The sequence below is a fragment of the Herbaspirillum sp. WGmk3 genome, assembly GCF_023952535.1.
In the GTDB taxonomy this organism is placed as follows: domain Bacteria; phylum Pseudomonadota; class Gammaproteobacteria; order Burkholderiales; family Burkholderiaceae_D; genus Herbaspirillum; species Herbaspirillum huttiense.
Window position 1 is genome coordinate 22,879 of record NZ_JAKYWT010000007.1, and the last position, 20,153, is coordinate 43,031.

Here is a 20,153-nt window from a genome sequence, read left to right on the forward strand (position 1 = left end):
CGCTCAGGTGAAGTGTCCGGCGTCCTGACACGCCTGTACGAAAATTGACAGGTCACGCTATTTTTCGAACGCCATTGAAGATTTTTTTACAGCCACGCCATCCGGGTAAAACCGGGTAAGCCACCCCCAACGGCAGCCATGCCGCGCGTAGGCTTGCCTTGTCGTGTTGATGCCGCAGGGCAATTGCCGACAGCACGCGTCACGAGTACAAGGGGGATCTCATGCGCAGTCACCATCATCATCATCGCCACAACGGCCGCCTGCTGGCCGCCTGTCTCGGTGCAGCCGCCCTGGGCGGATGCGCCAACTTCAGCGAAGTCAGCGCCGGGCGTGGCGATCTCTACACGGTCTCGGCCACGGGGGTGAGCTACACCATGTCGATTCCGGCCCTGACTTCGGCCGCGCGCGAGAAGGCGACCGCCTTCTGCGGCAAGCAGCAGATGCAGGCCGACCTGCGCCAGCTCATCCGTGGCTGGCGTCCGATGCAGGTAGAGCTGATTTTCCGCTGCCAGCCTGCAGGAACCAGCCTGCAGGCGCTGCTGGACTGAGCACGCCGATCAGACCGCAGGCAGATCGCGCGGACGCACCGGCTGTCCGTGCTCATCAAAGCCATCGGCCAGGCGCACAGCCGTCACGCCCAGCGAGGCCACCGCATCGGCGGCATCGAACAGCACCGCCTGCAGATCGCCCTCGACCAGATGTTCAGAGCGGGCCAGCGTGGCTTGCGCATTGCGCAGTACGACCTGCAGGGTGGTCTCGTCGTCCTCGTCCACCAGCGCGATGTAGGCACTCGCCTCTGCCGCCTGTGCAGCGGATTGCGCCAGACCGGCTTCCAGTTCGGAGAGCATCTGCAGGGTGCGGTATTCGCCATTGCCTGTGTGCTTGGCGCCATGGAACAGATCCTGGTACAGGAAGTGCAACTGGCACTGCGCCGCCTCGCCGGTTTGCCCGGTCAGGCATTGCTGCATCAGCGGCGTGATCTCTTCGCTCCACTGGCGGAAGCGTTGCGCGCGCGATTCGAAGTAGGCATCGGCGGCCGCTTCTTCCTGTGGAATCGCATAGAAAGGATCAGTCACCTCCTTGAGCGAAAAGCCCAGCAGGAAGCGCAGTTCCAGCGCCTCATCGTCGGCCGCGAAATGGCTGGCCGGCCAGCCGCGCATGCTGCGCTCGATGGCCGGTACGCTCAGGATCTTCTTGTCGGTCAGCGAGGCAAAGGCATCGCGATTCATGGCTTCCACTTCACTGAAGCTCAGGGCGTTGATCTCTTCCGGATGATAGAGATGATGCACCAGCACCACGCGCGCCTTGGGACTTTCCAGTCCGGCTTTCTGGATGCTCTCGCGCAGGGTGTCGAAGGCATCGCCATCGGCCAGGGCCTGTTCCTCGCGCAGGCCACCGCGCGTGCGCGCCAGCAGGGGGATCAGGAAGGCATTGATTTCCAGTTCCTTCTCGCCCCGGCGCAGCACGATGATGTCGGCGCCCTCTTCCACCACTTCACGCAGGAAAGCATGGCCGCGCGGATCGTCGTAGCGCAGCTGTTCCAGCGCCTCGTAGAGGGTGTCGTCATCGCGCTCGCGCAGGGTATTGCGCACCATGCGTTCCAGTTCATCCTGGCCGACGCGGCGGCCTGCGCGGTCCGGCGCATCGGCGGCGACCGCACTGGCCAGCGCCACCATCTGCTGCACGCGCAGTTCATCTTCATCCAGGCTCTGCGAAGCCGCATGCGCCTGGTGCTGGCGACGGCGGGCGGCTTCGGTGGAGACGTGGGTCTTGGGCTTGTCGCGTGCCGGGCCCGCGGGCGCAGGCTTGGGGCCCGCCTTCGCGGCTGGCTTGGCGTGGCCCTGGGGGGCTTTCTTGGGGCCGGGGGAATGTGGTTTGCCGGTGGGGCGTTTGGTTTGATTCATTTTTTTCCTCGCTCAGTTCAGCGGTAACTTGTCGGCGGTATTGCGGCCCGGCAGCGTGGCCAGGAACATCCCGGCCAGGGCCACGGCGAAGGCACCGGCCTGCAGGGCCGAGAGACTTTCGCCCAGCGCCAGCACACCGACCACGGCGGCCGAGACCGGCAGCATCACGGTAAAGACGCCGGCACGCGCAGCCGGGACCACCTTCAATCCCGTCATCCACAGCCACACGGTCCAGACGCTGGCGGCCAGGGCATAGAACACCAGCAGCAGCCAGATGTTGGCCGGCACGGTGGAGAAATTGAATTGCAGCGCGGTGTACAAGCCCATGGGAGTCATCAGCAGCAGGCCCCACAGGTTGATGACGGCGCTGATGCGCTTGGGCGTGAGGACCGTGGTCAGCTTCTTGCCGATGACGGCATAGGCGGCCTCGCACAGCACCGCGCAGAACACCAGTACGTTGCCCAGCCAGGCGCTCTGCCCGCCGCTGGCAGCGGCCGCGCCATGGCTGTCCTTGGCCAGCGACAGCAAGCCGATGCCGATGGCCCCGCAGGCCACCGCGCCCCAGACGCGCAGGCTGATTTTTTCCTTGAGGAAGACCCAGCTCATCACCGCCACCACGGCCGGAATGGAGGACATGATCACGCCCGCCGAGACCGCATTGGTCATCGACACGCCGGTAATCATGCACAGCGTGAAGAGGAAATTGCCGAGGAAGGATTCGAGGAAGACCAGCCAGCGCGACTGCGTGGAAAGCGGTTTTTCATCGGCTGGTTTCTTCAGCCAGCGCAGCATGGCGACCGCGCCGATGGCGAAGCGCAGCCAGGCCAGCAGGAACACCGGCAGCAGCGCCGCCAGCGGCTTGGTCAGCGCGACGTAAGCGCCGACCAGGGACATGCTCAGGATCAGACAGCCATAGCCCATGGGGCGGCTGGGGGTGTAGCTCATGTTCGATTCGGATATCGTGTCGAGGCCGGCGGTATGGACGACGCTGGCTCCGGTGAATGGAGCCAGCATTTTACCTGCTCGAACGAAGGGAACCGGATGATGGCGTGCAGCCCTGTGGAAAAGAAAAGTGCGGCGAGCTCAATGCCAGAAAGTCTCGATGAGTTTTTTGACACCGCCCAATAGCAGAAGCAGCAAAACGAACCCAATCGTGCCAAGCTCAGCCACCAGCGCACCGGCGTGCATTTCGCCGTTTTTAAGATCCTGCCAAAGCTTGCGGAAAAATGACATGAGCGAATTCCCTCTCGTGAACGTTGAACCGGCCGCATGTGGACATGCGCCGGGACTTCACTATAAGGGCCGCTCTCTCGACGTTGATGCGTTTCAAAAACTTTTGCCGCGCCATCAAAACAAATCAACGCCCGGCAAGAACGATCGCACTCACCAAGCCGCCAAAATCCCTCCCTTGAACTCGGTCTCGATATACCGCTTCACCTCCGGCGACTGATACGCCTGCACCAGCTTGCCCAGCCAAGGCTGCGCACGGTCCTTGTCGCGCACGGCGATCAGGCAGGCATAGGGGCTGTCGCCGCTTTCCACGAGCAGGCTGTCGCGCGCCGGATTGAAGCCGGCCTTGGAGGCATAGTCGGCATTGATGGCCGAGGCATCCAGGTCATCGAGCGTGCGCGGCAATTGCGCGGCGTCGATCTCGACGAACTTCCACTTCTTCGGATTCTCGGTAATGTCGATGGGCGTGGCATTGGTGCCGGTCAGCGGATCGATGCCCTCGCGCAGCTTGATGAGGCCCTGCTTCTGCAACAGCAGCAGCACGCGGCTCTCGTTGGCCGGGTCATTGGGAATGCCGATCTTTGCCCCCACCGGCAGGTCCTCCAGCTTGCGATACTTGCGCGAATAGATCGCCATGGGCCCGATCATGGTCTTGCCCTCGGCATAGAGCTTGTAGCCGCGCGCCTTGATCTGCGCATTGAGGAAGGGACGATGCTGGTAGCTGTTGGCATCGAGCTCGCCAGCGTCCAGCGCCGCATTGGGCTGGATGTAGTCGTTGAACTCGATGATCTTGACCTTGTAGCCCGGATTGTCACGCTCGAAGACGCGGCGTGCCTGCTCGAAAATCTGCGCATGCGGACCACTGGTCACGCCCACGCGAATCACCTGGTCGGTGGCGGCCTGGGCCGTGATGCTGGCGCTGGCCAGCACGCCGATGGCAAGGTGCGAAAGCCAGTTGGTGACGATCGATTTCATTGTTTTCCCCGGTTGAAAAAAGGCCAATGTAGCGAGCCCTCAACCGGTGCGGAAGGAATCATTTCCGCTTTGCTTATGTGCTGCGCGCATGTGCCTGCGCGCAGCCGCCAGGCGATTTACTTCAGGCGTGCTCGACCGCCGCTCCCGCCCGGAAACCCGCACCCACGTGCTCTTGCGGCAAGGTGGCACCGCGCTGGAAAAGTTTTTCACGCAAAGTTCCCTGGGCGTATTCGCGCTTGTAGGAACCGCGTTCCTGCAGGACCGGAATGACCAGGTTCACGAAGTCTTCGAAACTCTCCGGCGCGACCGTACGGGTCAGGTTGTAGCCGTCGATGCCGGTGTCGGCGACCCAGCTTTCCAGTTCATCGGCGATGCGGTCGGGCGCGCCCACGATGCTGGCATAACGGCCACCCAGTTCGAGCTGTTGCAGCAGCTTGCGCTTGGTCCAGTTCAGCTCCGGTTGCGTGACCACCTTGGTCAGCGATTCGATGGCATTGGTCTTGGCCGCGCGGATCGGTTCATCCAGCTCATACTTCGAAAAATCAATGCCGGTGCCCGCCGAGAAATGCGCGAGCCCCGCTTCGGGACTGGCGTAGCTGGCGTATTCGCGGAAGCGCTCCTGGGCCTCCTCGTCAGTGCGGCCGGTCACCACCGTCAGGCCCATGAAGATCTTGATGGCATCCGGATCGCGTCCCTCGCGCACCGCACCGTCACGAATGCTCTGCACCAGCTTGCGCGTGGCGTCCTTGCTCTGGCTGGAGATGAACACGCATTCCGCATGGCGTGCACCGAAGGCCTGTCCACGTCCGGACGAACCGGCCTGGTACAGCACGGGCGTGCGCTGGCGCGACGGCTCGCTCAGGTGGATGCCTTCGACGTGGTAGTAGTCGCCGTGATGCGCGATCTTGTGCACCTTGGCCGGGTCAGCATAGACGCGGCGCGCGCGGTCACGCACCACGGCACCGTCTTCCCAGCTGCCTTCCCAGAGCTTGTAGACCACTTCCATGAATTCATCGGCGCGGTCATAGCGCTGATCGTGTTCCAGCTGTTCATGCAAGCCCATGGCGCGCGCGGCGCTGTCGAGATAACCGGTGACGATGTTCCAGCCCACGCGGCCACGACTTAAATGATCCAGCGTGGACATGCGGCGCGCAAACAGGAACGGCGCCTCATAGGTCAGGTTGGCGGTGACGCCAAAGCCCAGATGTTCGGTAACTGCCGCCATCGCCGAGACCAGCATCAGCGGGTCGTTCACGGGCAGCTGGATGGTCTCGCGCAGGGTGAGATCGGTATTGCCCTGGTAAACGTCATAGACGCCCACGATATCGGCCAGGAACAGGCCGTCGAACTTGCCGCGTTCCAGCAGGCGCGCCAGGTCGGTCCAGTAGGCGATGTCGGTGTAGTCCTGCGAGCGGTCGCGCGGGTGCGTCCACAGGCCGTGGTTGATGTGGCTGACGCAATTCATGTTGAATGCGTTGAGACGGATTTCCTTCTTGGCCATGCGGGCTCCTCAGATCGCGCCGTGACGCGGCGGCTTCTTGCCATTCAGGACGTAATTGCCGATGGCGTGATATTTCCAGCGCACCGGATCATGCAGCGTATGGGTGCGGGCATTGCGCCAGTGGCGGTCGAGATTGTGTTCGGACAGGGTCGATTGCGAACCGGCCAGCTCAAACAGTTTGCTGCCGGCCGCCAGCGAGACTTCGGTGGTCAGCACGCGTGCCTCGGCCACCGCAATGGACGCCTCTGCGATGCTGTCTTCCGTGGGCGCGGCAGCGGCGGCATCGACCTTGCGGCCGGCGCGGCGCACCAGCGCTTCGGCGGCGTGCAGCTGAATGGTCAGGTCGCCCACTTCGCGAATGGTGAGCGGATCGTCGCCGGCGCGTTCCACACCGCTGTCGACCCAGGGCCGCGAGCGGGTGCGCACGAATTGCAGCAGGTCCGCATAAGCTGCGCGCGCAATGCCCAGATCGATGGCCGCGTGCTGGATCTGCGCCATCGGGCCGATCTGCGTGGGCCGCGAGAAGGCAGTGGCAAACCCGATCACGGCATCGGCCGGTACATGGACGTTCTCGAATACGGCACTGCCGCTGCCGGTGGTGCGCTGGCCGAAGCCGGACCAGTCATCGATGATGGTCAGGCCCGGTGCATGGCGCGGTACGATGGCCAGCTGCTGCACACCCTCTTCGTCGATCACCGAGGTCGGCACCCAGTCGGCATAGAGCGCGCCGGTGGCGTAGAACTTGCGGCCGTTGATGCGGTAGCCGGGGCCATGTTCGTTGCGGGTCAGACGGGTCTTGCGGTCATGCGAAGTCTTGGTGCCGAGTTCGGCCAGGGCGTTGCCGAAGCGGTCGCCCTGCAGCACCCGGTCGAAGAAGAAACGCTTCTGCGATTCGCTGCCGTTGACGCGGATCAGTTCCACCGCATAGAAATGGTTTTGCGGAATCTGTCCGATGGAACCATCGGCCGCAGAGATGGTAGCGATGACTTCGGCCAAGGTCCCGTAGCTGACACCCGCACCGCCGTATTCCTTGGGCGCGGTGATGCCCCACAGGCCCGAACGCACGTAGCGTTCCAGCTCGTCCCAGGGCAGCTTGCGCTCGCGGTCGCGCAGCGCGGCTTCGCGGCTGAAGTCCTCGGCCAGCTTGCGCGCGGCGGCGATGGCTTCGGCGTCGTCGCGGATGCGCGCCACCAGGCGCGGTGGCGTGCCCGACGGCGGCGGCAGGGAATCGAGCGTGGTGTGGGTGGCCTGGGCGGCAGCGGTCTGGGTCATGATGGTTCGCGTTCGAATGAGGGAAGGCAGGGTCCGGGCATCAGCTCCAGGAGTGGCGCGGCGGCGGCGTGCCGTTCAGGGCGTAATTGCCGACCGCAAAATATTTCCAGCGCACCGGATCGTGCAGCGTGTGCACGCGCGCATTGCGCCAGTGGCGGTCGAGGTTGTGGCTGGCCAGGGTCGCAGCCGAACCGGACAGTTCGAACAGTTTTTCCGAGGCCAGCAAGGCCACTTCGGTAGACAGCACCTTGGCCTCGGCCACGGCTACCGAGGCTTGCGCCATCTGCTCGAAGCTGATCTTGGCGGGCAGGCTGTCGAGCACGGCGGCCGCCTCTTCCAGCAGCGCTTCGGCCGCATGCAGGCGCAGGCTCAGGTTGCCGATGTCGCGCAGGATGTAGGGGTCGTCGCTGGCACGCTCCAGGCCGCTGTCCACATAGGGACGCGAACGGGTGGTGACGAAGGCGATGGTGTCCTGCACGGCCGCATGGGCGATGCCAGCATCGATGGCGGCCTGGATCAGCTGCGAGACCGGGCCGATGTTGTTGGGCTGCTGCAGCGCGTCCTTCAGGGGCAGCACCTGCGACGCCGGCACGCGCACGTTGTCGAACACCACCGTACCGCTGGCCGTGGTGCGCTGGCCGAAGCTGGACCAGTCATCGATCACCCGCAGACCCGGCGCATCGTGGCGGCTGTAGACCACCAGCGGCTGGCCCTCATCATCGATGGCGCGGCTGGGAATCCAGTGCGCATAGAGCGCACCGGTGGAATAGAAACGCGTGCCATTGAGCAGGTAGCTACCATCCCCTGCTGCGGTGTCGAGGGTCGCGCGGGTACGCACGTCGAGCACGTTCTTGCCGTTGCGCTCGGGACCGGCATTGCCCAGTCGCGCGCCTTCGAGCACCTCGTTGAAGAAGAAGCGCTGTTGCTCTTCGCTGGCGAGCTTGGCGATCAGGTTGAGATTGCCGAAATGATTTTGCGGAATCTGGCCGATGGAAGGGTCGGCCGCCGAGATCAGCCGAAACACCTCGGCCACCGTCTGCCATGATGCGCCGATACCGCCATGGGAGCGCGACACGGTGATGGCCCACAGGCCGCTGTGCGAAAAGCGTTCGATCTGGTCGAACGGCAGGATGCGCTCACGGTCGCGCTCGGCGGCGCTTTGCGCGAACTCGGCGGCCAGCTCGGCGGCAACCTGCAGCGCCTGCGCTTCACTGGTGATGCGCTGGGCCTGGCGCAGGCCGGGACGGCGGACGGTTTCTAGGATGTGCGCGGACATGAACCACTCCTGAGGGATAGTGCGGGCAGCGCCGAATGGCGCGCGCGAGGGGTCTCATTAGAGCAAAGCGAGGGGGGAATCCGAACGAAGCATTGCGCATGTGCTTGCTTGTTTTTCGCATGCTGCAGAGAACGCGGATGCTTATGCGGAAATTGCATGGAGGCCCGACAAGCCCGGCCATACTGTGTTTTCAACCAGTATCGGCGGCTGAAATGGAGTAGAATGCGCCGACGTTTTACCTTACGTCTTTATCAAGAAATACCGCCATGCTCACCCTCACCGAACTCGAAGATGCAATCAACTACTGGCGCCACCAGCGCCCGGCCAGCGGAGAGGAGTGCGCACTGTCCCCGGAAGTCAATGCCCTGGCGGGCCTGTACGCGATGATGATTTTCCATCGCCGCCATGAAGTGGACCTGGAGCAGATCGATGCCCAGGCGCGCCAGCTGATCGAGGCCTGGCTGGCCAGCTGAACTCCAGGTTTTTCGTACGTCCGCGTACAGTGACGGTCACTTCCGTGTAAGCGCGTTATCCTAGACTCCTTCTGAACATTCAGAACGTTCACGTTGTTCCCGGATCAATCCGGTATCCCCAGAAAGGAAGAACGATGCGCAAGGATCAGGATCAGTCGCCGCCCTCCCCCCGCCGCAAATCCGCCCCCGCCGCCGTGGCTGCCAAGCCGCGCGTGGCGCTGGTGCTGCAGGGAGGCGGTGCGCTGGGTGCCTACCAGGCCGGGGTCTACCAGGCCCTGCACGAGAACGACCTGACCCCCGACTGGGTGGTCGGCACCTCCATCGGTGCCATCAACGCCGCCTTGATTGCGGGCAACCCGCGCGAGACCCGCATCGCCCGCCTGCGCGAATTCTGGGAGACGGTGGCGCATCCGGACGTGTTCGACCTGCGCCAGGTCCCGGACGCCTTGCGCCCCTGGGCCACCCGCCTGACCACGCTCGATACGTTTCTGCGCGGCACGGCCGGCTTCTTCCGGCCGCGTCCGCTGAACCCCTTTGCGCTCGGGCTGCCGGTGCCGCCCGACGAAGCCAGTTTCTACAGCACCGCCGAGCTGGGCGAGACGCTGTCGCGCCTGGTCAACTTCGATTACCTCAACGGTCCCTCCGGCATCCGCATGACGGTCGCGGCGGTCAAGGTCACCTGTGGCACCCTGGTCAATTTCGATTCGCGCCAGCGGCCGCTGGGACCGGAACATGTCATGGCCAGCGGCGCCCTCCCCCCGGGCTTTGCGCCGGTGCGCATCGACGGCGAACTGTACTGGGATGGCGGGCTGTATTCCAATACGCCGCTGGAAGCCGTGCTCAACGATGAGCCGCGTACCAACCTGCTCTGCATGATGGTTGACCTGTGGCATGCCGACGGACCGGAGCCGCGTACCCTGGAAGAGGTGCAGACGCGCGAGAAGGATGTCACCTTCGCCTCCCGTTCCCAGCGCCACATCGATGCCTATCTGCAGCAATACAAGCTGCGCCGCGCGGCCCACGCGCTCTACAAGCGCCTGCCGCCCGACATGCTGACCCAGCAGGACCGCCAGATGATGGCCGAGCTGGGTGCCGACAGCACCATCCACATCGTGCGGCTGGCCTATGCCGGGCGCGACTGGAACATGGCCTCCAAGGACGTCAACTTCGCCAAAGGCTCGGTGATGTGGCGTTGGGAGCAAGGGTATCAGGATGGCCTGCGTGCCATCGCGCTGGGCAAGGGCTGTCCGTTTTCCGAGAGCGATACCGGCATCGTGGTCCACGACCTCCCCAGCGGCGACACCCACGTCCGCCCGGAGAAAACGACCGAACGTTCGGCTTGATCGCCCGCAAAGCCGCTGCTGGTGCGGCGTAGCAAAATGTCCACGCGGCGGATTATTTTTTGTGCGCCGCACAAATAACACTTGATTTCACCAAAGAAGTGCATAAAATAAGAATTGTTGCGGCGCACAAATCATGATTGTTGATTGATTCTGGTCGAAAGCCGCGCTCGAACGCCGATTGTTTTGATCGTCACGCTCGTCGGCAAGCTCATTTGTTCATATCACCTAGGAGATGCACATGTTTTCGTACCAAGATCAGTTTTCCGCCGCCACCAAGGCCAACCTGCAAGCCCACCTGGACCTCATCAACAACCTGACCGCCAAGGCCTTCGAAGGCGTGGAAAAGATCGTTGAACTGAACCTGTCGGCAACCAAGGCCACCCTGGAAGAAGCCACCGCTGCCGCCAAGCAGCTGGCCGCCGCCAAGGACCCGCAGGAACTGCTGTCGCTGGCCGCCGCCCAAGCCCAGCCGGGCGCTGAAAAGGCCACCGCCTACAGCCGTCACCTGGCCGGTATCGTGTCCTCGACCCAGGCTGAATTCACCAAGGCTGCCGAAGCCCAGATCTCCGAAACCAGCCGCAAGCTGTCGGCCCTGATCGACGAGATCAGCAAGAACGCGCCCCCGGGTTCGGAGCAAGCCGTCTCGATCCTGAAGGCCACCCTGACCAACGCCAACGCTGCCTACGAGCAACTGTCCAAGAACTCCAAGCAAGCTGTGGAAACGCTGGAAGCCAACCTGGCCAACGCGACCAAACAGTTCACCGCTGCTGCTGAAAAGACCGTCGCTTCGGCCCGCGCCAAGAAGTAATCTTCACTTCAGGCCGTAAAAACAAAACGCCGCCCCGGGTCACCGGAGCGGCGTTTTGCTTTGGGCGGTCCTGGGATCAGCCCTGTCCCACCATGTCCAGCGCCAGCGCCTCGGCCACGCGGATGCCGTCGATGGCCGCCGACATGATGCCGCCGGCATAACCGGCACCTTCACCGGCCGGGTACAGGCCCTTGGTGTTGAGGCTCTGCAGGGTGTGGTCGTCACGCTTGATGCGGATGGGCGAAGAGGTCCGCGTCTCGATGCCGGTCAGCACGGCGTCATGCATGGAGTAGCCACGGATCTGCTTTTCGAAAGCCGGCAGCGCCTCGCGGATGGCATCGATGGCGTACTTGGGCAGCGACGGGTTGAGGTCGCCCAGGGTCACGCCCGGCTTGTACGATGGCTCCACGCTGCCCAGCTGGGTCGAGGGACGATTGGCGATGAAGTCGCCCACCAGCTGCCCCGGCGCATTGTAGTTGCCGCCGCCGAGTTCGTAAGCGCGGCTTTCCCACTCGCGCTGGAAGGCGATGCCGGCCAGCGGATGGCCCGGATAGTCGGCCGGCGAGATGCCCACCACGATGCCGCTGTTGGCATTGCGCTCATTGCGCGAATACTGGCTCATGCCATTGGTGACCACGCGGCCCGGCTCGGAGGTCGCCGCCACCACCGTACCGCCCGGGCACATGCAGAAGCTGTAGACCGAACGGCCATTGGAGGCGTGATGCACCAGCTTGTAATCGGCCGCGCCCAGGATGGGATGGCCGGCACCGGGACCGAAGCGGCACTTGTCGATCAACGACTGCGGGTGCTCGGCGCGGAAGCCGATCGAGAACGGCTTGGCCTCGATGTAGACACCGCGCTCGTAGAGCATCTCGAAGGTATCGCGGGCGCTGTGGCCGATGGCCAGCACCACGTGGTCGGCTTCGATCTGTTCGCCGGTGTTCAGGGTCAGGCCACGGATCTGGCCATCTTCGATCAGCACATCCTCGACGCGCTGCTCGAAGCGGAATTCGCCGCCCAACTTCTCGATCTTCTCGCGCATGAGCTGGATCATCTTGACCAGGCGGAAGGTACCGATGTGGGGCTTGCTGACGTACATGATTTCGGGCGGCGCATCGGCGGCCACGAATTCGGCCAGCACCTTGCGGCCATAATGCTTGGGGTCCTTGACCTGGCTGTAGAGCTTGCCGTCGGAGAAGGTCCCGGCCCCGCCTTCACCGAACTGCACGTTCGATTCCGGTTTCAATTCGCGCTGGCGCCACAGGCCCCAGGTGTCCTTGGTGCGCTCGCGCACGGTCTTGCCGCGTTCCAGGATGATGGGATTGAAACCCATCTCGGCCAGGATCAGCGCCGCAAAAAGACCGCAGGGACCGAAGCCGATCACCACCGGACGTTTCTTGATGCTCGCCGGGGCGCGCGTGACGTAGTGATAGGAGGTATCGGGCGTGGGGCCGACATTGGTGGTCTTCGCATGGCGTGCCAGGACCGCCGCCTCGTCCTTCACCTCGACGTCGATGGTGTAGTTCAGGGTGATGGCCGTCTTCTTGCGGGCATCGTAGCTGCGGCGAAACAGCGTGAAGGACAGCAGGTCGCCGGCCGGGATGCCCAGGCGGTCGAGGATGGCGGCGTTCAGTTCGTCTTCCGTATGGCTCAACGGAAGGGTCAGTTCAGAGATGCGCAACATGTGCGGGGACTTTCAACAAGACTGGGGATGCAGGAGGTGGCGCAGGCCACGATGGCCGGTGTGCTCACGGCGGAAGGCTGCGCGAAAGGCGACATTTTACTCCAGCCCGGCAGGCGCTCCCAGCCCGGCCCCGCCAGTTGCGCAGGTGCGACAGCCAACATGGCCCGGGCTGCCAAACAAGTTGCATAACGCAAGCATCTGGCGCAGCATTGATTGCACTTCGCAACCATTACCGAATCTTGCCATGGACTATGACGGCCTGCAGTCTCCCCCGCGCGACCAGACCATCCGCCAGTTGCGCGAGCTGTCGCGCAAGCTGGTGCGGGAACTGGGCTTCATGCGCAGCACCCTGGCCGGCAGCGATCTGGCCCCCTCGGCGGTGCACGCGCTCATCGAGATCGGACTCAAACCCGGCCTGCAGGCGCGCGAGCTGGGCGAGCTGCTGTACCTGGACAAATCCAACACCAGCCGCCAGCTGGCCAAGCTGGAGGCACTGGGGCTGGTACGGCGCAGCCCGGTGCCGGGCGACGGGCGGGCCTACAGTCTGGCGCTGACCGAAGAGGGGCAGGCGCTGCGCAAGAAGATCGACAAGTTCGCCACCGACCAGGTCTCCGGCGCCCTGCGGCGCATCCTGCCGGAAGACCAGCAGGGTCTGGTGCGGGCGCTGGCGCTGTATTCCGAGGCCCTGTCGCGCGACAACCCCAATGCGGCAGCTCGCCCGGCCAAAGGCGCGACAGCGGAATTGAGCACCGGCTACCAGCCCGGCTGCATCGGCGATATCGCCAGCCTGCATGCGCGCTACTACGCCGCGGCGGCCGGCTTCGGGGTGTTCTTCGAGCACAAGGTGGCCAGCGAACTGGGCAGCTTCGCGCAAACCCTGCCCCAGGCCGGCAAGCAACTCTGGACCCACGTCGAACACGGGCGCTGCCTGGCCTCCATCGTGATCGATGGCGATCTGCAGCATCGGCAAGCGCACCTGCGCTGGTTCATCGTCGACGACAGCCTGCGCGGCAGCGGCGTGGGACGGCGCTTGCTGGAACAGGCCATGGCCTTTGTCGATGCCCATCGCCTGGCCTGCTATTTGTGGACCTTCCAGGGACTGGATGCGGCACGCCACCTGTATCTGTCGGCCGGCTTCGAACTGGTGGAGGAATCGCCGGGTGAGCAATGGGGAAGCCGCGTGGTGGAGCAACGCTACGAGCGCCCGGCGCGCAGGAAATGAGCGGTGCAGGGTGCGCGGCATGTATCGGTATGCCGCGATTTGTTACCGGATTCGCCAGCGCTGCGCTGCCTTCGGGGCTGCCATACGCAGCGGTGGCAGGCACGGACACAACTGGAAACACAACATTACAGTCTTAAAGAAGCCCGGCTCCTACAGTGGTTTTCACAGCGCGGCCCCGCTTGCGCTGCATCCACGCACCACCACCTTGCAGGAGTCCAACATGAAAACCAAGATCACTCGCCTCGCCTTCGTCCTTCTCACGACCCTGTCAGCGCTCGCTGCCACCGCAGCCCTGGCGCCTGCCGCGCAAGCGCAGGTAGTCGGCGTCGATGTGCGCATCGGCACGCCACCGCCCGCCCCGCGTTATGAAGTGGTACCCGCCCCGCGTCACGGCTATGCCTGGGCACCCGGCTACTGGGCCTGGAACGGCCATCGCCACATCTGGATCGGCGGCCACTGGGAACGCGTGCGCCGCGACTACGCCCGCTATGAGCCGGCGCACTGGCAACCGGGTCCGGGTGGCTGGGTATTCATTCCGGGTCACTGGGTGCGTTGAGGCCGATCGCTGAATCCGCGCCGAAACGGGCCGGGTCCAGCGCCGCCACCAATTCGCGCGGCAGCGGCAAGGGCTCGCGCTCGATCATCGCGGCCAGCAACTCGGCCATCAGCGGTGCCCAGATCAGGCCGCGCGACGCATAGCCCAACAGGCCATAGATCCCCGCCTCACCCGGCAAGGCACCGACCAGCGGCAAGCGGTCCGGCGCAATGCAGCGCTGGCCGACCCGCCCAGGAAGATCCGCATCCGCCTGCGGCAGCGACATGTGTGCCGCGATCTGCGGCAGCATGTGCTGCAGGCGGGCCAGGTTCTCGGCATGGCTGTCGGCACGCAGGGCTGGATCGTCGAAGCGATCATAGCTGGCCCCCATGCACACCTGCCCGGCATAGGGGCGCGTGAGGTAACCGTCACCACACAGCGCATGCGGCAAATCGGGGAAGCCTGTTGCAGGCAGGTGCGAGACCTGGCCGCGTACTGCATTGAGCGGCAAACCCGCCGCCTGCTCCAGCACGCGCGCCTGCGCGCCCGCTGCGAGGATCACCACCGGCGCTTGCGCGATCAGCAGGCCAGCGGCATCGAGTGCCTGCCATTGATCATCCACGCGTACCAGGCGGGCGACGGCGCGATTGAAATGCGTGCGCACCGCGCCTTGCGACTGCGCCACCGCCAGCATGCGGCGGCACACCGAGGGCGGATTGAGCCAGCCCGCTTCCGGGAAGAAATAGCCGCCGCCCATGGTCGGCATGCCCAGTGCGCTTGCCGTCTCACTGGCGGACATCCAGCGCGCATAGCGCGGCGGATACTGCCACTCCTGCGCGCCCTGCTCGAAGGAGATCGCCTGCTTGGCATCGCGGCCGAATTGCAGGATGCCGCAGCGCTCGCCACGAATGGCAGCGTGATCGTCCAGACCCACCCCGCCCAGATCATCGAGACGCTGTGAAGCAAACAGGAAGGCCGCACGCGTGAGCCGCGCCAGCGGGCTGTCATCGCGAGCCAGCGCGGGCATGAAGAGACCACCGTGATTGCCTGAAGCGCGGGTCGCCACCTCCGGGCCCGCATCGATGAGATCGACGCACCAGCCGCGTGCCGTGAGCCGCTCGGCCGCAGCGGTTCCGGCCAGCCCGGCGCCGATCACCAGCGCCTGCCGTGCATGCGGCAGGTCGCGCCGCAACGGCGTATCGGATGCCGCCACATGCGTGGCCGGACGCGCCCAGGCCGGTGCATAACGCAAGGCCAGCGCGCCGTCCTGCGCCTGTCCATGGAAACCGACCTGGCGCATCGCCGCCATCAGCGCCACATCGGCCGCCGCACCGAACACCAGCGCCCGCGCCCCGGTCCAGGCCAACCGCGCCAGGCGCTTGCAGGCATGCGCATGCCAGGATGGCGCGGCAGGATCGAAGCGGGTCGGATCCGCATGCAGGTAGAACAGGTCCACCGGTGCGTCCAACCGGGCCAGCTCTTCTTCCAATGCACCCCAGATCAGAGTCAGCGTGACGCGGCCTTCATCGAGCAAGAGGCGGTGCGTGCCCGGCAAGGGCAGCGGCCATGCAGCGCGCAAGGCCTGTGCATAAGTCAAGTCTTCGGAGAGGACTTCCGCGGATGGCGGATGCGGCAGGATCGCAATGTAGTGCAGATGCACCGCGCCCTCCCCTTGCGCGCGCTGGCGGGCGAAAGCATGCCAGGTGGCGAAGAAGGACTGACCCAGCCCGAAATGCAGGTCCAGCACGGTGGCGCTGCGCTGTTCGCGCAGGCAGTCCGGAACGCCCTGCAGTGCGGCGGTGATGGTATCGGCCTCGGCGCGCCAGGCGGCCAGCAATTCAGGGGAGGCAAGTTGAAGAGGACGCGCAGGCATCGTGAAAAGCCCTGTGGATAAATCAGACAAGGCCGCCATTCTACGCCGCCCGCCCCGTGCGGCATTGCGCCTTGACAAAGCAGGAGCGGCTCCGTAGGGTCTGTTCCCACCTCCGACGCCGGTCAACCCGCCACGCCATGCTCGCCATCTTCAACATCGTCTTCCCGATTTTTTCGTTGATCTTCCTGGGCTGGATGTGCCGCAAGCGCCGCATCCTCTCGGCAGGCGCGGCCAGCGAGCTGAACCGTTTCGTGATCTGGCTGGCGCTGCCGGCGCTGCTGTTCGATTCCATGTCGCGCCTCAAACCCGCGGACTTCGCCAACCTGCGCTTCATCGCCGTCTTCGCCATCGGCGTGGCGGTGGTGTTCCTGATCACCGCTGCGCTGCGCCTGCGTCAGAAAGCGGCCGCACCCGACGTCATCATCGACAGTCTCGGCAGCTCCTACGCCAATACCGGTTTCATCGGCATTCCGCTGTGCTACCTGGCCTTCGGCAGCGACGGCCTGCCGCCCTCGGTGATCGCCATGGTGATGACGGCCTGCCTGCTCTTTGCGGTGGCCATCGTGCTGCTGGAAACCTGCCTGCATGCCCAGGCCGCCTTCGGCCAGACCGTGGCCAAGGTGGGCCGCTCGCTGCTGCGCAATCCCATCATGATCGCGCCGGTGGCCGGCATCATCGTGGCCCTGAGCGGGGTGGCCATTCCCACTGGCGTACAGCAGCTCTTCAAGATTCTGGGCGGTGCGGCCGGTCCTTGCGCGCTGGTCTCGCTGGGGCTGTTCCTGGCCCAGCCGGTGCGCACGGCGGGAGGCTCGCCGGTGTGGCTGCTGGTGGCCTTCAAGCTGCTGCTGCAGCCGGCCGTGACCGCCGTGCTGGCCTACTGGATCCTGCCCATGCCGCGCCTGTGGGCCGACAGCGCGGTGCTGCTGGCGGCGCTGCCCATCGGTACCGGGCCCTTCATGCTGGCCGAGCTGTATCAGCGCGAAGTCACTGCCATGTCGCGCGCCATCCTGTACTCCACCACCCTCTCGCTGCCCACCATCGCGCTCATCCTGGCCTGGATTGCGCATCATTGAGCCCAATATGAAAAAGGCCGCAGCGGCATTGCCGTGCGGCCTGATTCCAGAACAGCGCGTGAAGAAAAATTACAAAATCACCCGCTCTTCGCGCAGGATCTGCTCGAACTTCTCGGCCGCCACCGGCGGGCTGAACAGGTAACCCTGGATCTCGTCGCAGCCATAGTGGCGCAGGTAGTCCAGCTGCTCATCGGTCTCCACGCCTTCCGCAATCACGCGCAGTTTCAAGTGGCGCGCCAGCGAGATGATGGAGGCGGTGATGGCCGCATCATCGGCATCGATGGTGATGTCGCGCACGAAGGAACGGTCGATCTTGAGCACGTCGATGGGGAAGCGCTTCAGGTAGGCCAGCGACGAATAACCGGTACCGAAGTCGTCGATGGAAAGACGGATGCCCAGTTTCTTCAAGCCCGCCAGGATGCCGATGGCGTGCTCGACGTCGGTCATCATGAGGCTCTCGGTGAGTTCGATTTCCAACGAGGCTGGCGGCAGGCCGGTGTCTTGCAGCACATCGGCAATCGAGGAGACCAGATCCTTCTGCAGGAACTGGCCCACCGAGAGGTTGACCGAGACGCTGATGTCTTCATGCCCGGCCAACTGCCACTGGCGGCACTGGGTGCAGGCGGTGCGCAGCACCCAGGCGCCGATGGGCAGGATCAGGCCGGTCTCTTCGGCCAGGCCGATGAAGCGCGCCGGCGAGACCATGCCCAGTTGCGGATGCAGCCAGCGGATCAGCGCTTCGCTACCCACCACGCGGCCCGAGGCCAGGTCCACCTTGGGCTGGTAGTGCAGCAGGAATTCGCCGTGATCCAGCGCATTGCGCAGGTCGCCTTCGATGCGCAGGCGTTCCAGCGCCTGCTCGTTCATGGCTGGGGTGTAGAACTGGAAATTGTTGCGGCCGGTCTGCTTGCCGCGATACATGGCGATGTCGGCGTGCTTGATCAGCGTCTCGCCATCGGTGCCATCGTTGGGATAGCAGGCCACGCCGATGCTGCAGGTCATGAACAGCGTATGGCCGCCCAGCGTCACGGGGGCCGCCACCGCATCCATGATGCGTTGCAGGCTGCGGGTATCGAGCGAGAGTTCGTCCTGCTCCGGCAGGATCATGATGAATTCGTCGCCACCCAGCCGCGCCACGGTATCGGCTTCACGCACGGCCGCACGCAAGCGACCGGCCACCGTGCGCAGCAGGGTATCGCCAGCCTTGTGGCCGAGGGTGTCGTTGACGAACTTGAAGCGGTCCAGGTCTACGAACACCACCCACAAGGCCTGCTTCTGCCGCTCGGCCGTGCCGATGGCCTGCTCCAGATGATGGCGCAGCATGTGGCGGTTGATCAGGCCGGTGAGCGTGTCGCGGCTGGCCTGGAATTCCAGTTCGGCTTCATAGCGCTTCATCGAGGTGATGTCGTAGAGCGCCGCCACGAAATGCGTCACCACGCTACTCTCGTCGCGCACCGGGGCGATGTAGAAATCGTTCCACAGCTCCGAGCCATCCTTGTGATAGTTGCGCAGTACAACATTGTGTTCGCGCTGTTCGCGCATGGCGATCCACACAGTCTCGAAACCTTCAGGATCGCTGTCGCGGCCTTCCAGGAAACGAATGCTCTTGCCCACCGCTTCGCCGCTGCTGTAGCCGGTGATGCGGGCGAAGGCCGGATTGACGTATTCGATGGCGTAGTCCGGCTCCTGCGCCGAGAGGATCAGGATGGCATTGGCACTGGCCTCGATGGCCTGATGACGCAGGCGCAGCGCACGTTCGGCCAGGCGGCGCGCCTTGATGTCATCCGACAGCAGGGCATTGGTCGTGCGCAGCTCCGCGGTCTTGTCTTCCACCAGTTGCTGCACGCGGTGCGAACGCATCGACAGCGCCCGCATGTAGGCCGCGCCCAGCAACGAAGCGATCACGCCGACCAGGCCGATGAGCAGCGAACCGTAGTGGTCCGAGAAGACCGACCGTGGCGGGATGCTGATCTCCATGTGCCAGGTCTGGCCGGCGATGTCGAAGCTGGTGATGGTGGTGGAGGGATGGCGGAAGAAGCTGCCCGGCTTGATGACCTGGTCCATCCACTGCATGGCGCGGGGCTGGCTGTCGTGGCGGTAGACCAGGTTGGCCGGATCGGCCTGGGGTCCGACGTAGAGGCGCAGGCCGATCTCATGGTCGGACATCAGCCCGGCACCGTCGAGGATCTTCTGCACCAGGCCGTTGAGTTCCAGTACGGCGGTGGTATCGCCGACCAGCAGTGCGCGACGGGCCGCCGTGTCGGTCGGCTGTACGCCACCGCGATAGACCGGCTGGATCACCAGCAGGCCGCGCTCATCCGGGCCGGTCTGGGCCAGCCGGATCGGCGGCGTTGAAGAAGGATTCCCGCTGACCACGGCGGCGTCGAGCGCGCCCATGATGGCGGGATTGCGCGAGACATCCAGCCCGAGCGCCGCTTCATTGCCGGCCACCGGTTCCACGTAATCGACCACCAGATAGGTCGGCTGCTGCGAGGCGCGCACGGTGCGGTCGCCATCGAGCGCGGTGATTTCAAAGCCCCGCTTGGCCCCCTGGCGCAGGGCCTCGAACACCAACCGGTCTTCGTCGGCCACGAAGCGCTGCACGCTGAAGGCGCGCACATAGGGATAGCGTCCCAGCAGCGGCCGCGTGAAGCTCTCGAACTGTTCGCGCGTGGGATCGCCCACGGTGGCATAGAAATGGTTCACCACCGACTGTACCTGCACCGCCTCTTCCAGACCGCGCTGTATGGTGAAGGCGCGCAGGCCCGCCCGACGCTCGAAGTCGAGCTGGACGGCATCCTCTTCCAGATGGCTGGTCGCGACGAACACCGTCGCAGTGGCACACAAACCCAGCATCAGCGTGAGCGATGCCGACAACGTTGCCCCCAGCTTGTTGATCACACGCTGCATAAACGAATCGTTATATCCCTTAGGAGAGCCCGATCATAATCCGGGACACCCCTTGTTATCGGTCAAAGCGCATT

At 64.5% G+C, this 20,153-nt stretch carries 17 protein-coding genes; 7 read left to right on the plus strand and 10 right to left on the minus strand.

Annotation, left to right across the window (positions count from 1 at the left end; all coding sequences use genetic code 11):
• Nucleotides 1-221: 221 nt before the first annotated feature.
• Complete coding sequence (locus MKD49_RS22955) at nt 222-548, plus strand: hypothetical protein (protein WP_209585218.1); 327 nt, start codon at nt 222-224, stop codon at nt 546-548.
• 9 nt (nt 549-557) lie between these two features.
• Here the strand turns inward: MKD49_RS22955 and MKD49_RS22960 are convergent, their stop codons facing one another.
• From MKD49_RS22960 to MKD49_RS22990, 7 genes are all read right to left on the minus strand, one after another.
• Nucleotides 558-1,904, minus strand: a complete 1,347-nt coding sequence (locus MKD49_RS22960) for a DUF2863 family protein (RefSeq protein ID WP_252697468.1) — start codon at nt 1,902-1,904, stop codon at nt 558-560.
• Between the two features lie 12 nt (nt 1,905-1,916).
• Nucleotides 1,917-2,849, minus strand: a complete 933-nt coding sequence (locus MKD49_RS22965; protein ID WP_121037538.1) for a DMT family transporter — start codon at nt 2,847-2,849, stop codon at nt 1,917-1,919.
• 138 nt (nt 2,850-2,987) lie between these two features.
• Entirely contained in the window at nt 2,988-3,137 is a 150-nt protein-coding gene (locus tag MKD49_RS22970; protein WP_166675115.1) for a hypothetical protein, read from the minus strand.
• Between the two features lie 150 nt (nt 3,138-3,287).
• Nucleotides 3,288-4,109: a MetQ/NlpA family ABC transporter substrate-binding protein gene (locus tag MKD49_RS22975; RefSeq protein ID WP_039790299.1), complete on the minus strand. Its 822-nt coding sequence runs from the start codon at nt 4,107-4,109 to the stop codon at nt 3,288-3,290.
• 121 nt (nt 4,110-4,230) lie between these two features.
• Nucleotides 4,231-5,610 carry an LLM class flavin-dependent oxidoreductase gene (locus MKD49_RS22980; RefSeq protein WP_134137695.1) on the minus strand — a complete coding sequence of 460 codons (1,380 nt, stop codon included), beginning with the start codon at nt 5,608-5,610 and terminating at the stop codon, nt 4,231-4,233.
• 9 nt (nt 5,611-5,619) lie between these two features.
• Complete coding sequence (locus MKD49_RS22985; protein ID WP_252697469.1) at nt 5,620-6,882, minus strand: SfnB family sulfur acquisition oxidoreductase; 1,263 nt, start codon at nt 6,880-6,882, stop codon at nt 5,620-5,622.
• Between the two features lie 40 nt (nt 6,883-6,922).
• Entirely contained in the window at nt 6,923-8,158 is a 1,236-nt protein-coding gene (locus tag MKD49_RS22990) for an SfnB family sulfur acquisition oxidoreductase (protein ID WP_252697470.1), read from the minus strand.
• 266 nt (nt 8,159-8,424) lie between these two features.
• Between MKD49_RS22990 and MKD49_RS22995 the strand changes: the two genes are divergently transcribed.
• From MKD49_RS22995 to phaP, 3 genes are all read left to right on the plus strand, one after another.
• Entirely contained in the window at nt 8,425-8,631 is a 207-nt protein-coding gene (locus MKD49_RS22995; protein WP_034331418.1) for a DUF3717 domain-containing protein, read from the plus strand.
• Nucleotides 8,632-8,765: 134 nt separating this feature from the next.
• Complete coding sequence (locus MKD49_RS23000) at nt 8,766-9,974, plus strand: patatin-like phospholipase family protein (protein ID WP_252697471.1); 1,209 nt, start codon at nt 8,766-8,768, stop codon at nt 9,972-9,974.
• A 238-nt stretch (nt 9,975-10,212) separates the two neighbouring features.
• Nucleotides 10,213-10,782, plus strand: coding sequence for a TIGR01841 family phasin (gene phaP, locus MKD49_RS23005; protein WP_006463404.1), 570 nt, complete (start codon nt 10,213-10,215; stop codon nt 10,780-10,782).
• Nucleotides 10,783-10,858: 76 nt separating this feature from the next.
• Here the strand turns inward: phaP and MKD49_RS23010 are convergent, their stop codons facing one another.
• Nucleotides 10,859-12,466 carry an NAD(P)/FAD-dependent oxidoreductase gene (locus tag MKD49_RS23010; protein WP_121037466.1) on the minus strand — a complete coding sequence of 536 codons (1,608 nt, stop codon included), beginning with the start codon at nt 12,464-12,466 and terminating at the stop codon, nt 10,859-10,861.
• Nucleotides 12,467-12,710: 244 nt separating this feature from the next.
• Here MKD49_RS23010 and MKD49_RS23015 point away from each other — a divergent pair, with 244 nt between their 5' ends.
• Together MKD49_RS23015 and MKD49_RS23020 are read left to right on the plus strand one after the other, a co-directional pair.
• Nucleotides 12,711-13,688 carry a helix-turn-helix domain-containing GNAT family N-acetyltransferase gene (locus MKD49_RS23015; RefSeq protein ID WP_252697472.1) on the plus strand — a complete coding sequence of 326 codons (978 nt, stop codon included), beginning with the start codon at nt 12,711-12,713 and terminating at the stop codon, nt 13,686-13,688.
• Between the two features lie 220 nt (nt 13,689-13,908).
• Entirely contained in the window at nt 13,909-14,244 is a 336-nt protein-coding gene (locus tag MKD49_RS23020; protein WP_121037460.1) for a YXWGXW repeat-containing protein, read from the plus strand.
• Here MKD49_RS23020 and mnmC read toward each other — a convergent pair.
• Nucleotides 14,219-16,096 (minus strand): FAD-dependent 5-carboxymethylaminomethyl-2-thiouridine(34) oxidoreductase MnmC, encoded by a 1,878-nt coding sequence (gene mnmC / locus MKD49_RS23025; RefSeq protein WP_252697473.1) that lies wholly within the window; start codon nt 16,094-16,096, stop codon nt 14,219-14,221. The two genes, MKD49_RS23020 and mnmC, sit on opposite strands and share 26 nt — an antisense overlap.
• Before the next feature lie 137 nt (nt 16,097-16,233).
• Between mnmC and MKD49_RS23030 the strand changes: the two genes are divergently transcribed.
• Nucleotides 16,234-17,169 carry an AEC family transporter gene (locus MKD49_RS23030; RefSeq protein ID WP_121037454.1) on the plus strand — a complete coding sequence of 312 codons (936 nt, stop codon included), beginning with the start codon at nt 16,234-16,236 and terminating at the stop codon, nt 17,167-17,169.
• Nucleotides 17,170-17,238: 69 nt separating this feature from the next.
• On the opposite strand, the gene MKD49_RS23035 is transcribed toward MKD49_RS23030, so the two are convergent.
• Nucleotides 17,239-20,079: an EAL domain-containing protein gene (locus tag MKD49_RS23035; RefSeq protein WP_252697474.1), complete on the minus strand. Its 2,841-nt coding sequence runs from the start codon at nt 20,077-20,079 to the stop codon at nt 17,239-17,241.
• Nucleotides 20,080-20,153: the final 74 nt, after the last annotated feature.

What these genes read in the sequence shown, in the direction of transcription:
- MKD49_RS23035 (WP_252697474.1), bottom strand. Translation starts at nt 20,079, where the DNA reads ATGCAGCGTGTGATCAACAAGCTGGGGGCAACGTTGTCGGCATCGCTC.
- MKD49_RS23030 (WP_121037454.1), top strand. Translation starts at nt 16,234, where the DNA reads ATGCTCGCCATCTTCAACATCGTCTTCCCGATTTTTTCGTTGATCTTC.
- MKD49_RS23010 (WP_121037466.1), bottom strand. Translation starts at nt 12,466, where the DNA reads ATGTTGCGCATCTCTGAACTGACCCTTCCGTTGAGCCATACGGAAGAC.
- mnmC (WP_252697473.1), bottom strand. Translation starts at nt 16,096, where the DNA reads ATGCCTGCGCGTCCTCTTCAACTTGCCTCCCCTGAATTGCTGGCCGCC.
- MKD49_RS22980 (WP_134137695.1), bottom strand. Translation starts at nt 5,610, where the DNA reads ATGGCCAAGAAGGAAATCCGTCTCAACGCATTCAACATGAATTGCGTC.
- MKD49_RS22970 (WP_166675115.1), bottom strand. Translation starts at nt 3,137, where the DNA reads ATGTCATTTTTCCGCAAGCTTTGGCAGGATCTTAAAAACGGCGAAATG.
- MKD49_RS23020 (WP_121037460.1), top strand. Translation starts at nt 13,909, where the DNA reads ATGAAAACCAAGATCACTCGCCTCGCCTTCGTCCTTCTCACGACCCTG.
- MKD49_RS22960 (WP_252697468.1), bottom strand. Translation starts at nt 1,904, where the DNA reads ATGAATCAAACCAAACGCCCCACCGGCAAACCACATTCCCCCGGCCCC.
- MKD49_RS23015 (WP_252697472.1), top strand. Translation starts at nt 12,711, where the DNA reads ATGGACTATGACGGCCTGCAGTCTCCCCCGCGCGACCAGACCATCCGC.
- MKD49_RS22995 (WP_034331418.1), top strand. Translation starts at nt 8,425, where the DNA reads ATGCTCACCCTCACCGAACTCGAAGATGCAATCAACTACTGGCGCCAC.
- MKD49_RS22965 (WP_121037538.1), bottom strand. Translation starts at nt 2,849, where the DNA reads ATGAGCTACACCCCCAGCCGCCCCATGGGCTATGGCTGTCTGATCCTG.
- MKD49_RS22975 (WP_039790299.1), bottom strand. Translation starts at nt 4,109, where the DNA reads ATGAAATCGATCGTCACCAACTGGCTTTCGCACCTTGCCATCGGCGTG.
- MKD49_RS22985 (WP_252697469.1), bottom strand. Translation starts at nt 6,882, where the DNA reads ATGACCCAGACCGCTGCCGCCCAGGCCACCCACACCACGCTCGATTCC.
- MKD49_RS23000 (WP_252697471.1), top strand. Translation starts at nt 8,766, where the DNA reads ATGCGCAAGGATCAGGATCAGTCGCCGCCCTCCCCCCGCCGCAAATCC.
- MKD49_RS22990 (WP_252697470.1), bottom strand. Translation starts at nt 8,158, where the DNA reads ATGTCCGCGCACATCCTAGAAACCGTCCGCCGTCCCGGCCTGCGCCAG.
- MKD49_RS22955 (WP_209585218.1), top strand. Translation starts at nt 222, where the DNA reads ATGCGCAGTCACCATCATCATCATCGCCACAACGGCCGCCTGCTGGCC.
- phaP (WP_006463404.1), top strand. Translation starts at nt 10,213, where the DNA reads ATGTTTTCGTACCAAGATCAGTTTTCCGCCGCCACCAAGGCCAACCTG.